Origin of the sequence: uncultured Bifidobacterium sp. (assembly GCF_959020155.1) — a bacterium.
In the GTDB taxonomy this organism is placed as follows: domain Bacteria; phylum Actinomycetota; class Actinomycetes; order Actinomycetales; family Bifidobacteriaceae; genus Bifidobacterium.
On record NZ_CAUERC010000006.1, the window covers coordinates 42,891 to 59,490 of the forward strand.

The following is a 16,600-nucleotide window of genomic DNA, read 5'->3' on the forward strand; positions in this document are numbered from 1 at the left end:
TGGTGCGTCTGCACAACCGGCGCGCCACACGACATAATCGCCATTATTAATGTTTAATCGAAGTCGATATCGCCGTCGTTTTGCAGAAATTCCATGAGATTGAGGTGACGTACGCCGTCGCGCTGCAATGGTAGCGGATCCAATGTGAACAGGTATTTCGGATACCCGTCCGCCAATTTGCTGAACGGGCGATATTCGCGTTCCTCGACCTGCGGATCCTGAACGCTCATAGACACTTGGATATAGGCGTACTGGTTGCGCTTTCGGACAATGAAGTCACATTCAAGTTTGCCGATGGTGCCGACGCTGACGTCATAGCCTTTCGACCGCAGATGCGTATATAGCGCGTTCTCCAGTGACGGACCGTAGCTGACTCGCGTATCGGTATTACGGGCGAACCGGATACCGGGATCGGCAAGATAGTATTTTTCCCCGCCCCTGAGCGACTTGCGGGATTTCAGATCGAAGCGAGGACACTTGTAGAGGATTTTGGCGCTTTCCAGCAAACGGACGTAGCTGGCAAGCGTTTCGCGTTTGATGCTGATGCCTTCGCTGTGTTTCAGATACGCGATAATGCCGGAAAGATTCGTGGGCGCTGCGAAATTATTGATGAGATAGTCCTGCACACGGGTGAAAGTATCGCGATTGCGTACTTTTTTGTGGGCGGTGATGTCCTTGTTGAAGATCTGCCCGATGACGTCTTGAATATATGCGGCTTTTGCGTCGGGATCGTCATATTCCAGCGATTTCGGGAACCCGCCGTATGTGAGATAGTCGCGGAAGGCTTGCGATACCGGAATTTCCGGTTTGTTTAGGAAATTCCGCATGCCGAGGTATTCCTGAAAGGAAAGGGTGAACATTTCCAGCTTGATATAGCGGCCGGTAAGTTTCGTGGCAAGCTCTCCGGACAGCAGATAGGAATTTGAGCCAGTGATGAAAATGGAGCAATTACCTTCCTCCCGCCAGCCGTTGATGACGGTTTCGAAGCCTTTCACGTTCTGTACTTCATCGATGAACAGATAACGCAGTCCTGCACCGTAGGCATTCGACATGGCTTGTTCGATGAGTTGATCGAGTTGGTCCGGAGTGGTTACGTTGCGGTATTCGCGGCGATCGAGGTTGAGGTAGATGAGATTGGTTTCAGGGATTCCCTGCTCAAAGAGCTCGTTGAGAACTGTGATGAGCAGGCTGGATTTGCCGCATCTGCGGATGCCGGTGATTACTTTGATGAGACCGGAATCGTTGTAGAAAGGACGGAGCTTGGCCAAATAGTGCTCTCTGCGATAGGTGCTCATGTGGTGCTCCTTGTGACTTTTTAGATACCGATAATCCCTGAGATGTGGTTTAACGGGGTCAAAATTGCGAAAATTGCAAAAATGACCCCGTTAAAACGCTAGTTTAACGTATTTTTGGGTTTGTGTGGACTGTTTGACGTGGACTATCGTACGGGTTTTGCGAAAAATGCGATTTTAACGGGGTTAAAATCGTAAAAATCGCGAAAATAACCCCGTTAAATGGCTTTTTAGAAGTCGGCATGTATGGCGATTCGGCTGGGTTGCGTTTGCGTGGCCGGTGCGGACGGCGCGGTGCGTGCGTGCGGACGGGCGTATGCACGGTGCGAAGAGCGCTGGAAAGTGCGTATGGGAATCGCAAGAAATGCCGGAAACGGCGGAAAACAAAAGAAAAAGCCCGCTGCGGTGGAATGAATGCAGCGGGCTTCGTGGAGCTGACGGTAGTCGAAACCGCGACCTCTTCGATGCGAACGAAGCGCTCTACCAACTGAGCTACAGCCCCATGTGCGTCACCTTGTTTAGCAAGACAACTCTCGAAATATTAGTACGGAGTGTGGAAAAATGCAATTCCACACTCCGCGTGTTGTGCTTGCGTTGTATTCGCCGATATTTTTACGACGATTGAACGCTGCTTATTCGGCGTCGGCGGTTTCCGCAGTGTCCTCGGCAGCCGGCTTCTTCTTGCCGAACTTGGCCTTGAGCAGGCCGACGATCGTCGGAATCAGCGACAGCACAAGAATCGCAATAATCACCAATTCGAAATGCTTCTGCACGGCCGGAATACCGCCGAAGAAATAGCCGAGCAGCGTGAACAGTGTGGACCAGCACAGACCGCCGAGCACCGAGAACGGCGTGAAACGGCTCCAGCGCATGCCGGAAATGCCGGAAATGAACGGCATGAACGTGCGGATGAACGGGAAGAAGCGGCCAAGGAACACAGCCAGCGGACCCCACTTCTCAATCATCTTCTCGGTCTTTTCGATGCGTTCCGGAGTCATGGCCTTGACTTTGCCGGATTCGATGATGCGACGTCCGAAGAAGTGGCCGATCCAGTAGTTGCACTGGTCGCCGATGATCGGGGCGCACCAGACCACCGGCAGCAGAGCGAACAGCGGCAGCGCTGACACGCCGGTCTGTGCGTCGGGGGCGGCGAAGAAGCCGGCCGCGAACAGCAGCGAATCGCCCGGCAGGAACGGGAAGAACACCACGCCGGTCTCAATGAAGACGATAAGGAAAATGAAGCCGAGGGTCGGCGCGACGCCCATGGCAATCCAGCTGGCGATCGCGGTACGGGGGTCCTTGATGAGGTTGACGAAGAAATTGATGATATTCATAGGTCTCTCTGTGTGGTTTTGCGCGGTTGCGCGGGGTCGGTTCGTGTGGCTTGCTTTTCCATCGTGCGCAACGAATGTGCCGTTGCGAACCAATCACAGACTACCAACGGGTCTATGCAGTGTGCGTCGCAGTGCGACGACGGGTGGCAAATCTGCACAAATCGTCAATATGTGCCTATGGGCGCGTGCTTGTTGGTGGTGTCCGGCCGGTGGTGCCCGGTGGTTGTTCAATGGTTGTCCGGCAGCTGTCCAGCGTGCTCAGCGGCTGTCCGGTGCGTCCGGCGCGTCCGGCGTCCGCGTGGGGCACGCCGGCGAATCCTGGCCTGAACTCGTTGTATTACGGCGATCGTCAGATGGTGCACGAGTCGCGTCCCATCTGATTTTGGCGATTAGGTGGCGCGAAACGTCGCACGACTTTGATTTTTGGCGGTTATTTTCAAGTCGTGCGACGCCGAATACCCCCTAAGTGCCGTTTTCGCCCGGAAAATGCCGGTTAGGGGGTATTTTACTCGATTAAATGTCGCACGACTTGTTTTTTGGTCCGAAAAGCGAAGTCGTGCGACAAAAAGACGTGAAAAGACGCAGAAAAAACGCAGGAATAGCGATTATTCGGCAATCGCGACGGTCGTGGCAGAGCCGGTCGTGGCAGCGTCGGTATCCGCAAATGTACGACGCATCCACGCGATCGCAAGTTCCGGCCAGACCTGCACGCACGGTTCGATGCCGTTGACCCCCTGCCATGCGGTTTCGGCGGTGCCGAGCGACAGGCCGTGGCCGCCGCTGGGGAACAGGTGCGCCTCGACGCTCACGCCCGCCTTCTTGCAAGCGTCGACGAGCATCAGCGTGTTCTCGTACGGCACGCAATCGTCCGGAACGGTATGCCAGACGAACACCGGCGGCGTCTTCGCGTCGATATGCTTTTCGATCGAAACCGCGTCGAGCGCTTCCGGATCGGCCTTGCGGTCGCCGAGCAGCGCATCGAAACTGCCGCGGTGGGCGAGCGGGCCGGACGTGACCACAGGGTAGGCGAGCATCAGGCCGTTCGGGCGCACCGCATCCGCGTCGTAACCATGTGCCGCGAGCACGTCGTCGCTGGCGGAAGTCGCAAGATTGGCGGCAAGGTGACCGCCGGCGGAGAAGCCGATCATCGCGATCGCGTCGGCATCGCAATGCCATTCGTCGGCATGCGTACGAATCCGCCGCATCGCTTCAGCCGCTTCCAGCAACGCGACCGGGAAGATGGACGGTTTCACGGAATAGCGCAGCACGAACGCGTTGAAGCCGGCTGCAAGGAATTGCATGGCGATTGGTTCGGCTTCGCGGTCGGACGTCATTTCGTAGCCGCCGCCGGGAATCACCAGCACGGACGGGCGCTTGCGATTCGGGTCGATTTCGCTGCTGTTGTCAAGGCAGTAGCCGACGAACGTGGCCGTGCTGCCGTCGATTCCGGAAATTTCATCTTCAAAATAACGCATGATTCCATGCTATCGATGGCATGTCCAAAGTCGTGTTGAATCGTCGTCTCACCCCCGTCTGAGAAAATCCGAATCCTACGCAAAGGAAAATCCGAATGTTGTACGAAGAAAAATCCGAATGCGTGGCGGGTGGAAACCCGGATGTGTGAGGGGTGCATTTTGATTTACCGGTGAGGACGTGTGGCGTCGTCGGTGGTTTGGTCGGGTTTCGATTGGTTGGTTGCGAAAGGCGGAGAAATGGCGGGAGCTGATGGTTTGGGGACGCTGTGGGCGATACTGGAAATATGGAGAACTTGAGCGAACAGACTGATGCCGAGAAGGCTGGTAACGCCGTGAAACAAACCGTGAAAACAAATATTGGTCAGATTGCCGAAATCGGCGAGAACGCGGAAAATGCCGAGGAAACCGCGCAAGCCACGGAACGTGCCGAATTCGGGCCCGACGGACTGGTCGCCGACGTCAACATTCCGCGCGGAACGGTCGTGCTCGCCGCCACGCCGATCGGCAACACCGGAGACGCGTCCGCCCGCCTGATCGCCCTCATGGAAGGCGCCGACATCGTGGCAGCCGAGGATACGCGCCGCCTATACGCGCTCGCGAACCGCCTCGGCATCCGCGTGCCCGGCCGCGTCATCGCCTACCACGACCACAACGAACGCGACAAGGCCGACGGCCTGCTCGACCAGGTCGAACAAGGCGCCACCGTGCTCGTCGTATCCGACGCGGGCATGCCCACCATCAACGATCCGGGACTGGCGATCGTCCGCCGCGCCATCGAACGCGGCCTGCCCGTCACCTGCGCTCCCGGCCCGTCCGCCGTGCTCGACGCGCTGTGCCTGTCCGGCCTGCCGACCGACCGCTTCTGCTACGAAGGCTTCCTGCCGCGCAAGCACAGCGAACGTGTGCAGCACCTGCGCGCGCTCAAATCGGAACGTCGCACCATCGTCTTCTACGAAACCCTGCACCGCATCGACGAATCCATGGCCGACCTGCTCGACGTGCTCGGACCGAATCGCAAAATGGCGTTGTGTCGCGAGCTGACCAAGGATTACGAGCAGATCCGCCGCGGAACCATCGCCGAAATCCGCCAAAGCGTCGTCGACGATCCGCCGCGTGGCGAAATGGTGCTCGTCATCGCCGGCGCTTCCGAGGAGGAGGCCGACGCTGCCGCGCCCGCAACGCTGTCCATCGAGGATCTGGCGGTGCTGTCAGTCGACCGCGCGCAGGAAGACAACCTGCGTATCAAGGACGCGATTTCACGGGTCGTCGCCGAACATCCGCTGTCTGACGGCTCGCTCGCCAATCGCAAGCAGGTCTACAATGCCGTGCTTGCGATGAAGGGCTGATCGCTTCCGGAACCGTTCATTTCCAATGATTTCAGCAATATCCGCAGCGCTTCGGGAACACCTGGCCCGCCGACCTGCGCAAGATATTCCAGCATCGCCGGTGTCGCCGAAGGATTGGCGACCAGCCACTTGCGCAATCGCGGCGCATATTCCGCGATATGCCACAGCACATCTTGCGCGGTGTCGGCGCTGCACGCCACCAACGGCGTCAATTCGATCGGCGGCGCAGGCGGTTCGACCAATGCCCGCTGCCGCGCGTGCGGCTGATATTTCGGCGGCGCGCGACGTCGTTCGTGGCGTTTGCCATGGTGTCCATGCTGTTCATGTCGTTGCCCATGACGTTTGCTACGTTTCGCGCGCTCTTCATATCTCTTGCTTGCCGTGCGCCGCGACTGTGCCGACGCTTGCCGCGTCTGTCTCGTCTGCCGTGGTTTTTCCGACGGCCGTTGCGATTCGCGCATATCCGTCACTGCTTTCCGTCAATCGTCCGGAAAAACTGGCGTGCCCGTGGCGCGTTGCGAATATGGGTGGCCTCCTGCATGACCTGCAGGCAATCGTCGGGGCGGAACCGGAATTCCTGCATGAGCATGCATACGATTTCCGTGACCGGCGACTGCGTTTCCGGAGTGCAGTTCATGGCAAGGTCGCATGCGGTTCGTGTGGGCGTGGTGACGGTGATCGGGCCGACGTCGGTGACATGTTCGTCGGGCGCCTGTCGGTTGAAAACGCTGACTTTGCGACCGTACCTCGCCGTTCGGTAATGCGCTTTTGAAATGATGTCGATCGTGTTGGGAAACATGCCACCCAACCACACCCACGCAGCGGTGCCGGCGCACGCCACGGAACGACTCGGCATCAGCGTTGAGATGATGCTGGCGCGGCCGTACAGCGTGCGCGAATCGTGATACGAGTAGGCGTTGTCGTTGTCAAGTTTGCATACCACGCCTAGGGAATGCAAACGATTCAAACAAATGGGGCCGGGCAGGTCGGCGTCGCCCAAAAGGGGAGGGGAGGTATCCATGCGGGGTACCGTAGCTGATACGGAAAGCGGCGTGCCACCGGCTTCGCGAAAAAAGTGGATAAGTGGACGATGATTGTTGCGTGATACAACAATGTGGATAACCTTGTGGACTACCGTAGCCTGATGCAGGCCGGTCTGCGAGAACGTCATCGACCCCATCCGCCCGTCTTCCGCCAATCGGAATGCGCCGAAAACACGGGATATGGCGCTTTGTATAATCGGGCACCATGAGTCATATTTTGGTGAATGTTGCATGGCCGTATGCCAACGGCCCCCGTCATATCGGCCACGTCGCCGGCTTCGGCGTGCCGTCCGACGTGTACGCGCGCTACGAGCGCATGAAGGGCAATGACGTGCTGATGGTGTCCGGCACCGACGAGCACGGCACCCCAATCCTGGTGGAAGCCGACAAGGAAGGCGTGAGCGCGCAGGAGCTCGCCAACCGCTACAACCGCGTGATCGCCAAGGACCTATGCGATCTCGGCCTGAGCTACGATCTGTTCACCCGCACCACCACCGGCAATCACGAAAAGGTCGTGCAGGAACTGTTCAAACAGTGCCTCGAAAACGGCTACATCTACAAGGGCACCCAGAAAGTCGCCATCTCCCCGTCCACCGGACGCACCCTGCCGGACCGCTACATCGAAGGCACCTGCCCGATCTGCGGCGCCGACGGAGCCCGTGGCGACCAGTGCGACGCCTGCGGCAACGAACTCGACCCGGACGAGCTGCTCAACCCCGTATCCAAGATCAACGGCGAAACCCCGCGCTTCGAGGAAACCGAACACTTCTTCCTCGACCTGCCGGCGCTCGCCGAAGCCAATCTCGCGTGGCTCAAGACCCGCGAAGGCTGGCGCACCAACGTCATCAACTTCTCCATCGGCCTGTTCAAGGAAGTCAAGCCGCGCGCCATCACGCGTGACATCGACTGGGGCATTCCGGTGCCGGTCAAGGGCTGGATCGACAACCCGAACAAGAAGCTGTACGTGTGGTTCGACGCTGTGATCGGCTACTTGTCCGCATCCATCGAATGGGCCCGCCGCAAGGGCGACCCGGAGGCATGGCGCGCATGGTGGAACGATCCGACCACCCCGGGCTACTACTTCATGGGCAAGGACAACATCACGTTCCACTCCCAGATCTGGCCGTCCGAAATGCTGGCCTACAACGGCCAGGGCTCCAAGGGCGGCGAAACCGGCAAGCTCGGTCCGCTGAACATGCCGGAGCAGGTCGTGGCCTCCGAGTTCATGACCATGGAAGGCAAGAAGTTCTCGTCCTCCCGCGGCATCGTCATCTACGTGAAGGACATCCTCGCCCGTTACCCCGTGGACGCCGTGCGTTACTACATCTCCGTGGCCGGACCGGAAAGCTCCGATTCCGACTTCACTTGGGCCGAGTTCGTGCGCCACAACAATGAGGAGCTCGCCGCATCCTGGGGCAACCTGGTGAACCGCGTGGCCAACCTCATCAACAAGAACTTCGGCGAGATTCCGGCGTTCGACGAGGCTTCCGCCACCGACGAGGACCGTGCGCTGCTGGCCGAAACCAAGGCCGCGTTCGAAACCGTCGGCGGACTCATCGAAAACCACCGCCAGAAGAACGCGCTGTCCGAAGCGATGCGCGTGGTCGGCGACATCAACAAGTACATCTCCGCCACCGAACCGTGGAAGATCAAGGACAATCCGGCCCGCCTCGGCACCGTGCTGCACACCGCCGCCCAGGCCGTGTCCGACGCCAACCACCTGCTGGCCCCGTTCCTGCCGCACTCCGCACAGAAGGTGTGGGAGGCCCTCGGCGGAACCGGCGTCTTCTCGCCGCTGCCTCATCTGGAAGAGGTTGAGGATCTCGACAAGCCGGGCTTCACCTACCCGATCATCACCGGCGACTACGAGCTCGGCAAGACCGTGCATCCGTGGCAGTCCGAGCCGATCGTGGCCGGAACTCCGGTGCCGAAGCCGCATCCGATCTTCGCGAAGATTCCGCCGGAGGCCGTCGAAGAGGAGCTCGCCCGCTTCGATACCGAGCTGAAGGCCCGCCGCGAAGCCGAGGCCGCCCGTCTCGCCGCCGAAAAGGCCAAGCTCGAAGGCTGATTTCAACACGCAACCCCCTACATGTGTCACGATTTGAAAATTACAGCACTTTTTCAAATCGTGACATATCGCGTGGCTTTTGAATCGCCATTCTTCTGCTTTCCTATGCCTTCCGGCACATTCGCGCACTTTCCTGCAAAAATCGCTTGCCATTCATCTGCCATTTAACGCGACCGCCATTTACAATGAGAGCGGAGATATGCAAGGCTGCAGGAAGGGGCGCTTTATGCTGGATATCAAACGCGTACTGAAGGCCGCGCCTACGAAAATGCGTTCCCGTGAGCCGCTGCAGCAGTTGTGGACACCGTGGGGTGAACGAATCGACCATGAATGGCTGTCCGCGCGCGCCGGCAACAAGGCGTTCAATCCCGCCGAGGAAGGCGAACGCACGCTGGACGAGGGTCGTACCCCCATACTCGGCGAGCACCCGCGCCCGACCATGGTACGCGACAACTGCACCATGCTCAATGGCTGGTGGGATTACGCGATCGCGTCCATTCCGGAAGACGAAACCGCGCCGAAATGGCGCAAAACGGCGGCGATGCTGACCCGCGACGAAGCGGTCCGCGCAGTCAAGGAAACCGCCATTCCGCAAACGTTCGACGGCAAGATCCTCGTACCGTTCTCGCCGGAATCCGCGCTGTCCGGCGTGCACCAGACCATTTACCCCGACAACCTGCTGTGGTACCGCACCGTCGTGCATCCCGTCACGCTCGGCGGAGAGGAAACGGTCCGGCAAATCGGCGACGCGAATCGCCTCATCCTGCATTTCGAAGCGGTCGATTATGTCTGCGCCTGCTATGTCAACGGCCAGCTCGCGGGCATGCACGTCGGCGGTTACCTGCCGTTCGACGTCGATATTTCGGCATTTATCGACCCTGATGACGCGTTTGAAATCGCGCTGTGCGTCTACGATCCGAACGATTCGGGCACGCAGTTGCGCGGCAAGCAGAAAATCGAGCGCGAAGGCATCTGGTACACCGCGCAAAGCGGCATTTGGCAAAGCGTCTGGCTGGAAATCGTGCCGGAAGCCTACCTGCGCACGCTGACACTCAAGGGGGCATTCGACGGCAAGTTGTTCGTCCGTGCGGAAATCGGCGGCGACAAGCCGAACGCGAAACTGCACATCGTCGTCACCGACCCTGCGGACGGCACGGTGGTGGCGGATGAGACGCTGCCGGCGGGCGTGCGCAAGGTGCGTGCGGAAATCGCAACAGCTGCCGAACATCTGTGGTCGCCGGCCGATCCGTATCTGTATGACGTGCGGGCCGAATTGCGATACGGGTCGGCGAAACCCGCGGAAACGGCGGGTGATGCGGTGGTCGCGTGGTCGCAGCCGATGGATGTCGTAAGTTCCTACTGCGCGTTCCGTTCCGTCGAAATCAAACCGGATACGAAGGGGGTAGCGCGCTTCCATCTCAACGGCAAGCCGCTCTTCGTCAAAGGCGTGCTTGACCAAGGCTACTGGCCGGACGGCCTCATGACCGCGCCCGACGACGAGGCGCTGACGCATGACATCACGGCCATGAAAAACGCCGGCTTCAACATGCTGCGCAAGCACATCAAAATCGAGTCGGCCCGCTGGTACTACCATTGCGACCGCCTCGGCATGCTCGTCTGGCAGGACGCGGTGTCCGGCGGCGGCACGGACGGCGAATACAATGCGTGGACCACGAATCGTAAGCCGACGCTCATCCGCTCCACATGGAACAAATTCCGCGACGACACCGCCAAACATTTCACGGCGCTCGGCGCGGACGACCCGATCTACCGGCGCGATTGGTCGCGTACGTGCGACGCGATGGTGCACATGCTCGGCGGGCACCCCTCCATCGTGACGTGGACGCTGTTCAACGAAGGCTGGGGCCAATTCGACGCGTGCGACGCAGCCGAACGCATCCACGCGCTCGACCCGACCCGTCCGATTGACGCGACCAGCGGCTGGTACGACCAGCATTGCGGCGATTGCCACAGCGTGCACAACTATTTCCGTCCGCTGGAAATCTACCCGGACAAGGGTCCGTTGCGCGGATACGTGGCCGAATTCGAGAAGAAGCACCGCCGTCGCCGCAGGACCGCGCATTACGTGGTGCTGCCGGTCGCACGACACGGCGTACGCGCGTTCGTGATTTCGGAATTCGGCGGATTGGCGCAGCTCGTACCGGAGCATGCGGCGGTGTCGCGCGCCTACGGTTACGGTGAATACGATTCGATCGACGATTGGCGGGCCGCCGTGCGTTCCGTGCTCGCCTCCGCGGCCGCACTGGAATCGCGCGGACTTGCGGGATACGTGTATACGCAGGTTTCCGACGTGGAGGAAGAGCTCAACGGCCTGCTGACCTACGATCGCCGCGTCGACAAATTCGCTGAGTGAGACGCACGATTGCGTGTGAGTGTACGGCGTCGTTGAGCGGCGGTGTTGTATAGCGGCGTTTCATGACGGTGTCGGCAGATGCCGTGCAATCGTCTGTTGCCGCGCTGAACAAGCTGCAGGAAGGCCGTTGGGGCGATATTCAGTGGGATAAACCCCCGAATTCGCACCGTCGTGACATTTCCGCTACGAAATTCTCAGGGAATTGACAGGAACGCACATCGTTCCTCCAAGGGTCGGGCGGTTATATAGACCATGTCAACGGTTGCGGCTGTTGGCGAGATTCCTTTGGAATCCCATAACTGAACCCTTCTTCTCTCTTCTCTCTCAGCCGGCGGCTTTCTCTCCGCCGGCTTTCTTTTTGCCGTCTTGCTTGTGGATGGTTGACGGCTTGATTCGGTCCGCTTGCTCGTGGATATCCGAGGAGGCTCTCCGCACGAGGGAAAAGCATGTGCCGCTGGCCTGTGCTTCACGCTTTCCTGCACTGAAAAATAACCGGTAAACGTTTTCTAAAAAATCGGAGTGTCGCATGCCGCCATGACCTACACTTGAATGCAATATACGCAGCATACAAGCGCGGCAGGGTTGCTACTCAATGCGAGGCAAGACCTGGAACGACGTCACTATACGTCGTTCCAGGTCTTTTTTGTTTGCTGCGATTGCTGCATCTCATATCGATGAGGATCGATGGGAATGGAAGGTGGAATCATGACTGCGGTGCAGACGTCCAATCCAGTACACGACGCCGAAGGTGCGGTGGAAGCCGGCATCCATGAGGTCGGCGCGACGATCGACGCCGTCGAGCGGGAGGTGGGGCGTGGCGTTTCCACACGTTTCCCGCTCAACAGCGCGTTCATCTTCACGTTCGGCGCGCTGGGAGGCATGCTGTTCGGCTTCGACACCGGCATCATCTCCGGAGCCTCGCCGCTCATCGAATCCGATTTCGGCCTGTCCGTGGCTCAGACCGGGTTCATCACATCATCCGTGTTGATCGGTTCCTGCGCGGGAGCCCTGTCCATCGGCGCGCTGTCCGATCGTTTCGGCCGCAAGAAGCTGCTGATTCTGGCGGCGATACTGTTCCTGCTCGGTTCGGGCATGTGCGCGGGATCCACGGGATTCCTGATGATGGTCGTGGCCCGCATCATCCTCGGTCTCGCCGTCGGCGCGGCCTCCTCGCTGACTCCGGCATATCTTGCCGAGCTTGCGCCGAAGGAACGTCGTGGATCGCTGTCCACGCTATTCCAGCTGATGATCACTTTCGGCATCCTGCTGGCATACGCGTCCAATCTCGGCTTCCTCGGCCACAATATCGCCGGCATCCGCGATTGGCGGTGGATGCTGGGGTCGGCGCTCGTGCCGGCGGCCCTGCTGCTGATCGGCGGCCTGCTGCTGCCGGAATCGCCGCGATATCTGGTGAGTCGAGGCAAGGATCGTGAGGCGTTCAAAGTACTTACCCTTATTCGCAAGGACGTCGATCAGACGCAGGTGCAGCTCGAGCTCGACGAGATCAAGGCCGTCGCCGCGCAGAACACCAAGGGCGGTGTCCGCGAGCTGTTCCGTATCGCCCGTCCTGCGCTCGTCGCCGCGATCGGCATCATGCTGTTCCAGCAGCTCGTCGGCATCAACTCCGTGATCTATTTCCTGCCGCAGGTGTTCATCAAAGGCTTCGGATTCCCCGAAAACCATGCCATCTGGGTGTCGGTCGGCATTGGCGTGGTCAACTTCGTGGCCACTATCGCGGCCACGCTTATCATGGACAAATTCCCCCGCAAGAAGCTGCTGATCTTCGGATCGGTGACGATGACCATCGCCCTCGCGGTGCTGGCCGTGCTTAACTTCACCGGCGATGTGGCCACGCTGGCCGTGCCGACCATGGTGCTGATCGCCTGCTATATCCTCGGCTTCGCGCTGTCATGGGGTCCGATCGCATGGGTGCTCATCGGCGAGATCTTCCCGTTGAGCGTGCGCGGCATCGGCAGCTCCTTCGGTTCCGCTGCCAACTGGCTGGGCAATTTCGTGGTCTCCCAGTTCTTCCTCATGTTGCTGGCCATGTTCGGCAACAACGTCGGCGGCCCGTTCACCATCTTTGGCGTGTTCTCCGCGCTGTCCATCCCGTTCGTGCTGCGTTTCGTGCCTGAGACCAAGGGCAAGTCGCTCGAACAGATCGAAGAGGAAATGGTCCGCCGCTGATACGGCGTCGCGGCATCGACGGCCATTGAATGGGGCGGGCACTCCGGAGGAGTATTCACCCCATTCACGTTATTCAACAGCGTTCGTATGAGAAGCGGCGGATTCGATCAAGGCATTCCCGGCTTTCCTCAAGCCATGGCATGCCGATGACGAACACATGCCCCAACGTCTCATGGCGGCGCGGCTTCGGGTCGAACAATTCAAAATCGGCGCCTTTGCGCGACAAGGCGGCGGCCAACGCCAGATTGTCGGCTTCAAGGAAATCGTCGCCGCAGGTGATGATGAGCAAGGGTGGCAGATCGACGTTGAACGCCAGACCCTCAGCGGTGAGGAACTTCGGATCGGCGGCTTCGAGCCCCGCAAAGAAATCGACGCCCAACATCTGCTCAAGACCGATACGGCGGTTCGGGTCATACCCGACCGTCAGCTTGCGGCCCATGGTCTCCAACGACGCCGAACTGTACGCGCCGCACACCGGAGCGGCACCCGCGAATCGGATGCCGGACGGCTTGTCGACGCCAAACGCAGCCGCGGCTTCCGCATTGTTTTCAATGGCCAAGGTCAGTAGCGTCAACGCGCCACCTGCGGAATCGCCGGTGAGGAACACCGCGTTCGGATTGACCGGATAATCGGCCATATGGGCTGCGATCCAACGCAATGCCGCCTGGATATCGGCCAATTGCCCACGCAAGTCGGTCTGCGGCGCCGGACGATAGTTCAATGAAAACACCGCGAAGCCCTGTTCCGCGAGATGCACGTTGAAATTCCGGTTCAGCTCCTTGTATCCGTAAGTGAATCCGCCGCCATGGATATCGATGTACACCGGCAGGGTGTGCCCACCGCGCAATACCGCGTCATGCGGCAGATACAGGTCGAGCAAATGGCCGCGGCACGCTCCCGCGGCCGTATCGTACCCGCCATCCGGCAGGTAGGCGAGGTCGGCGATTACATCGATGTCTTCCGGCGTGCTCCAGCGTTCGGAACGCGGCGTATCGATGGCGATCGCGCCAAATCGCATTCCCAGAATGCCCGGCAGCAGGTTCTCGGGAACCCCTTCGAGGTCGCCCGTGGTCTCCGTCCAACGTTCCGCGTTCCTGAGCATGTCCTCCGACAGGCCATATTCCGCAGCGAACTTCGCGCGGATGCGCTCCAAGTCCGTCATCCTTGCCGTCCTTTCCTCGACGTGCGTCGCCGATGCTTGTATCGATAGTTCGAGCTTGATTCCATTATCGTGCGATGTTCCGATGCGATGCTCCGATTCCGGCGAGCCAGGCTCCGATGACGGTTTTCGCAGCACCCGCAAACCAGTGGTATGTAACGGTATATATGTTGATTTTATTATGATTGCGACACGCCGAAAACGCATCTGTTGCATCGGCGTACGGTTCGTTTAAAATAAGTCGAGTTTGCGAATCCGAACAGGGGTTTCGGCCGGCGGCGGCATGCCGGTGACGGGACGCTCGACACACGACGGACGTGAATCGTGGCGGCAACGAATGGCCGCAACACCACAACCCAACAACAACCCAACCAAGACCCAAGCAAACAATTCGAAGGAACGCTACGTATGTATGTCGATCCGAAACGCAACCAGCAGGCGGGCAACCTTGCATGGATCCTGCCGTACTGCAAACCTGACCTGCCGCGCGTGGCCGGCGCGGTCGTACTGTTCTGCGTGAACAACACCATGGCCCTCATCATCCCGCTGCTGTCCGGACTGATTGTGGACCGCGTCATCACCCAAGGCCATGTGGACGAACTGACCCGACTGTGCGTCATGATGCTCGTGCTCACCGTGGTGCGTGTCGGCTCCCGTTACGGCTGCCAAATGTGGATGGAACGCTTCGGACAGAACTCCATCTATCGTCTCGTCAGCGACGAATTCGAAAAACTCCACGAACTTGACTTCACCTACTTCAACCACACTCGCACTGGCGACGTCATGAGCCGCATGACGTCCGACACCGACGCCATCCGCCACGCACTGAGCTGGGTGAGCCTGCAAGCGCTTGACTGCGTGGTCATGTTCATCGGCGCGCTCGCCATGATGTTTTCGATTGATTGGCGACTTGCTCTTGCGCTCGCTTGCGTCACGCCACCACTGTTCATTTTGACACGCGGTCTGTCGAAGCATGCACGACCCCTGTTCTTCGATATCCGAAACTCGCTCGCCGAAATGAATTCGATGGTCGAGGAAAACATCGAAGGCAACCGCGTCGTCAAAGCGTTTGTGCGCGAATCGTACGAAACCGAAAAATTTGACGAACGCAACGACGACTATATGCAACGCAACATGGCCCAGGCATACAACAGCCGCAAATACATGCCCTGGCTTGACGGTCTCGGCTTTTCGCTGCAACTTATCACACTCGGTTTCGGCGGCTTTCTCGTCATCAAAGGGTACATGACTCTTGGCAACCTTGTGGCGTTCAACTCATACCTGTGGATGCTTGACAGCCCAATCCGCCAATCCGGATGGCTTACCAACGACTGGCAACGTTTCAACGCGGCATGCATAAAAATCCGTAAGCTGCTCACCGCCGAATCGCGTATTCGCGAAAAGCCGGAGTTTGCGGGGAAAGCCACGCAAAGCACTACGCGAGTCGGTACGCAAGGTACGCAAGGGGCGCAAGCCGCCGATAAATCGGCTAGAATCGCAGGAACCATCGACTTCCAGCACGTCGACTTCGCTTTCCCCGACGATCTGGGGACGCCTGTGCTCAGCGACATCGACTTCCACGTTCCCGCAGGCGCGAAACTCGGAATCCTCGGCGAAACCGGCTCCGGCAAATCGACTCTCGTCAACCTTATCTCCCGTTTCTACGACCCAACCGCCGGTCGTGTGCTCATCGACGGCATCGACGCGCGCGACTGGCCGCTCGCCACGTTGCGATCGCAAGTCTGCATCGTCGCGCAGGATACGTTCCTGTTTTCCGATACGATCGGCAGCAACATCAGCTTTGGCGCGGGCGACCGAGGCACCCGACTTGAGTACAACGGTCAGTACGACGGCCAGCGCAGACGACGTGGTTACGACGAACAGTACGTGCGCCGCATGGCCGCCATTGCCGGCGCGGATGGCTTCATCAGCAGCATGCCGGACGGCTACGATACCGTCGTCGGCGAACGTGGCGTCGGCCTGTCCGGCGGACAGAAGCAGCGACTGAGCTTGGCGCGTGCTCTCGCCGACAATCCGTCGATTCTGATTATGGACGATACGACCAGCGCCGTCGATATGGAAACGGAAGCAGAGATTCAGCGGCACTTGCGCGATTTGGACGAGAAGAAGACGATTGTCACAATCGCCCACCGCATTTCGTCGGTCAAGGATTCCGACTTGATTCTCGTGCTGGAGCATGGGCGCATTGTGGAACGTGGCACGCACGACGAATTGGTGGCCTCGCACGGCCGATATTGGCAGATTTACAGCAAGCAGTTGGGCGTGGATGCCGGCCGCTCGCAGGGATTCGAAGCGTAAGAC

Annotated in this window: 12 protein-coding genes and 1 tRNA gene; 6 read left to right on the forward strand and 7 right to left on the reverse strand. The window is 59.3% G+C overall.

What is annotated here, in order from left to right; translation table 11 throughout:
* Nucleotides 1-53 precede the first annotated feature (53 nt).
* From Q5H31_RS03300 to Q5H31_RS03310, 3 genes are all read right to left on the reverse strand, one after another.
* Nucleotides 54-1,295: an ATP-binding protein gene (locus tag Q5H31_RS03300; protein ID WP_026647100.1), complete on the reverse strand. Its 1,242-nt coding sequence runs from the start codon at nt 1,293-1,295 to the stop codon at nt 54-56.
* 426 nt (nt 1,296-1,721) lie between these two features.
* Nucleotides 1,722-1,794 (reverse strand) — tRNA-Ala (locus tag Q5H31_RS03305).
* Between the two features lie 130 nt (nt 1,795-1,924).
* Nucleotides 1,925-2,626, reverse strand: coding sequence for a DedA family protein (locus Q5H31_RS03310; protein ID WP_085379928.1), 702 nt, complete (start codon nt 2,624-2,626; stop codon nt 1,925-1,927).
* A 230-nt stretch (nt 2,627-2,856) separates the two neighbouring features.
* Here Q5H31_RS03310 and Q5H31_RS03315 point away from each other — a divergent pair, with 230 nt between their 5' ends.
* Entirely contained in the window at nt 2,857-3,006 is a 150-nt protein-coding gene (locus Q5H31_RS03315) for a hypothetical protein (protein ID WP_003811226.1), read from the forward strand.
* Nucleotides 3,007-3,231: 225 nt separating this feature from the next.
* On the opposite strand, the gene Q5H31_RS03320 is transcribed toward Q5H31_RS03315, so the two are convergent.
* The gene (locus Q5H31_RS03320) at nt 3,232-4,101 is read right to left on the reverse strand and encodes an alpha/beta hydrolase (protein WP_302457496.1); all 870 of its coding nucleotides are present in this window, start codon (nt 4,099-4,101) and stop codon (nt 3,232-3,234) included.
* A 284-nt stretch (nt 4,102-4,385) separates the two neighbouring features.
* Here Q5H31_RS03320 and rsmI point away from each other — a divergent pair, with 284 nt between their 5' ends.
* A complete protein-coding gene (gene rsmI / locus Q5H31_RS03325) occupies nt 4,386-5,447 on the forward strand; it encodes a 16S rRNA (cytidine(1402)-2'-O)-methyltransferase (RefSeq protein WP_117320275.1) in 1,062 nt (353 codons plus the stop codon).
* Here rsmI and Q5H31_RS03330 read toward each other — a convergent pair.
* Nucleotides 5,417-5,917, reverse strand: a complete 501-nt coding sequence (locus Q5H31_RS03330) for a hypothetical protein (RefSeq protein WP_033500158.1) — start codon at nt 5,915-5,917, stop codon at nt 5,417-5,419. The two genes, rsmI and Q5H31_RS03330, sit on opposite strands and share 31 nt — an antisense overlap.
* The gene (locus Q5H31_RS03335; RefSeq protein WP_229081109.1) at nt 5,914-6,645 is read right to left on the reverse strand and encodes a hypothetical protein; all 732 of its coding nucleotides are present in this window, start codon (nt 6,643-6,645) and stop codon (nt 5,914-5,916) included. Before Q5H31_RS03335 ends, Q5H31_RS03330 begins: the two co-directional genes overlap by 4 nt.
* A 50-nt stretch (nt 6,646-6,695) precedes the next feature.
* Between Q5H31_RS03335 and metG the strand changes: the two genes are divergently transcribed.
* The 3 genes from metG to Q5H31_RS03350 all read left to right on the forward strand — a co-directional run bounded on the left by metG (nt 6,696) and on the right by Q5H31_RS03350 (nt 13,119).
* Complete coding sequence (gene metG, locus Q5H31_RS03340) at nt 6,696-8,558, forward strand: methionine--tRNA ligase (RefSeq protein WP_080863317.1); 1,863 nt, start codon at nt 6,696-6,698, stop codon at nt 8,556-8,558.
* A 226-nt stretch (nt 8,559-8,784) separates the two neighbouring features.
* Complete coding sequence (locus Q5H31_RS03345; RefSeq protein WP_302457497.1) at nt 8,785-10,932, forward strand: glycoside hydrolase family 2 protein; 2,148 nt, start codon at nt 8,785-8,787, stop codon at nt 10,930-10,932.
* Nucleotides 10,933-11,616: 684 nt separating this feature from the next.
* Nucleotides 11,617-13,119, forward strand: a complete 1,503-nt coding sequence (locus Q5H31_RS03350) for a sugar porter family MFS transporter (RefSeq protein ID WP_003811204.1) — start codon at nt 11,617-11,619, stop codon at nt 13,117-13,119.
* Between the two features lie 73 nt (nt 13,120-13,192).
* Here the strand turns inward: Q5H31_RS03350 and Q5H31_RS03355 are convergent, their stop codons facing one another.
* Nucleotides 13,193-14,281, reverse strand: a complete 1,089-nt coding sequence (locus Q5H31_RS03355) for an alpha/beta hydrolase (RefSeq protein ID WP_021913898.1) — start codon at nt 14,279-14,281, stop codon at nt 13,193-13,195.
* Nucleotides 14,282-14,686: 405 nt separating this feature from the next.
* On the opposite strand from Q5H31_RS03355, the gene Q5H31_RS03360 reads away from it, so the two are divergent.
* Nucleotides 14,687-16,597 carry an ABC transporter ATP-binding protein gene (locus Q5H31_RS03360; protein WP_270271458.1) on the forward strand — a complete coding sequence of 637 codons (1,911 nt, stop codon included), beginning with the start codon at nt 14,687-14,689 and terminating at the stop codon, nt 16,595-16,597.
* The last annotated feature ends 3 nt before the right edge of the window (nt 16,598-16,600 follow it).

Excerpts from the sequence above, each read along its gene's own strand:
- Q5H31_RS03350 (WP_003811204.1), top strand. The coding sequence starts at position 11,617 with ATGGGAATGGAAGGTGGAATCATGACTGCGGTGCAGACGTCCAATCCA.
- metG (WP_080863317.1), top strand. The coding sequence starts at position 6,696 with ATGAGTCATATTTTGGTGAATGTTGCATGGCCGTATGCCAACGGCCCC.
- rsmI (WP_117320275.1), top strand. The coding sequence starts at position 4,386 with ATGGAGAACTTGAGCGAACAGACTGATGCCGAGAAGGCTGGTAACGCC.
- Q5H31_RS03345 (WP_302457497.1), top strand. The coding sequence starts at position 8,785 with ATGCTGGATATCAAACGCGTACTGAAGGCCGCGCCTACGAAAATGCGT.
- Q5H31_RS03355 (WP_021913898.1), bottom strand. The coding sequence starts at position 14,281 with ATGACGGACTTGGAGCGCATCCGCGCGAAGTTCGCTGCGGAATATGGC.
- Q5H31_RS03360 (WP_270271458.1), top strand. The coding sequence starts at position 14,687 with ATGTATGTCGATCCGAAACGCAACCAGCAGGCGGGCAACCTTGCATGG.
- Q5H31_RS03310 (WP_085379928.1), bottom strand. The coding sequence starts at position 2,626 with ATGAATATCATCAATTTCTTCGTCAACCTCATCAAGGACCCCCGTACC.
- Q5H31_RS03300 (WP_026647100.1), bottom strand. The coding sequence starts at position 1,295 with ATGAGCACCTATCGCAGAGAGCACTATTTGGCCAAGCTCCGTCCTTTC.
- Q5H31_RS03320 (WP_302457496.1), bottom strand. The coding sequence starts at position 4,101 with ATGCGTTATTTTGAAGATGAAATTTCCGGAATCGACGGCAGCACGGCC.
- Q5H31_RS03315 (WP_003811226.1), top strand. The coding sequence starts at position 2,857 with ATGGTTGTCCGGCAGCTGTCCAGCGTGCTCAGCGGCTGTCCGGTGCGT.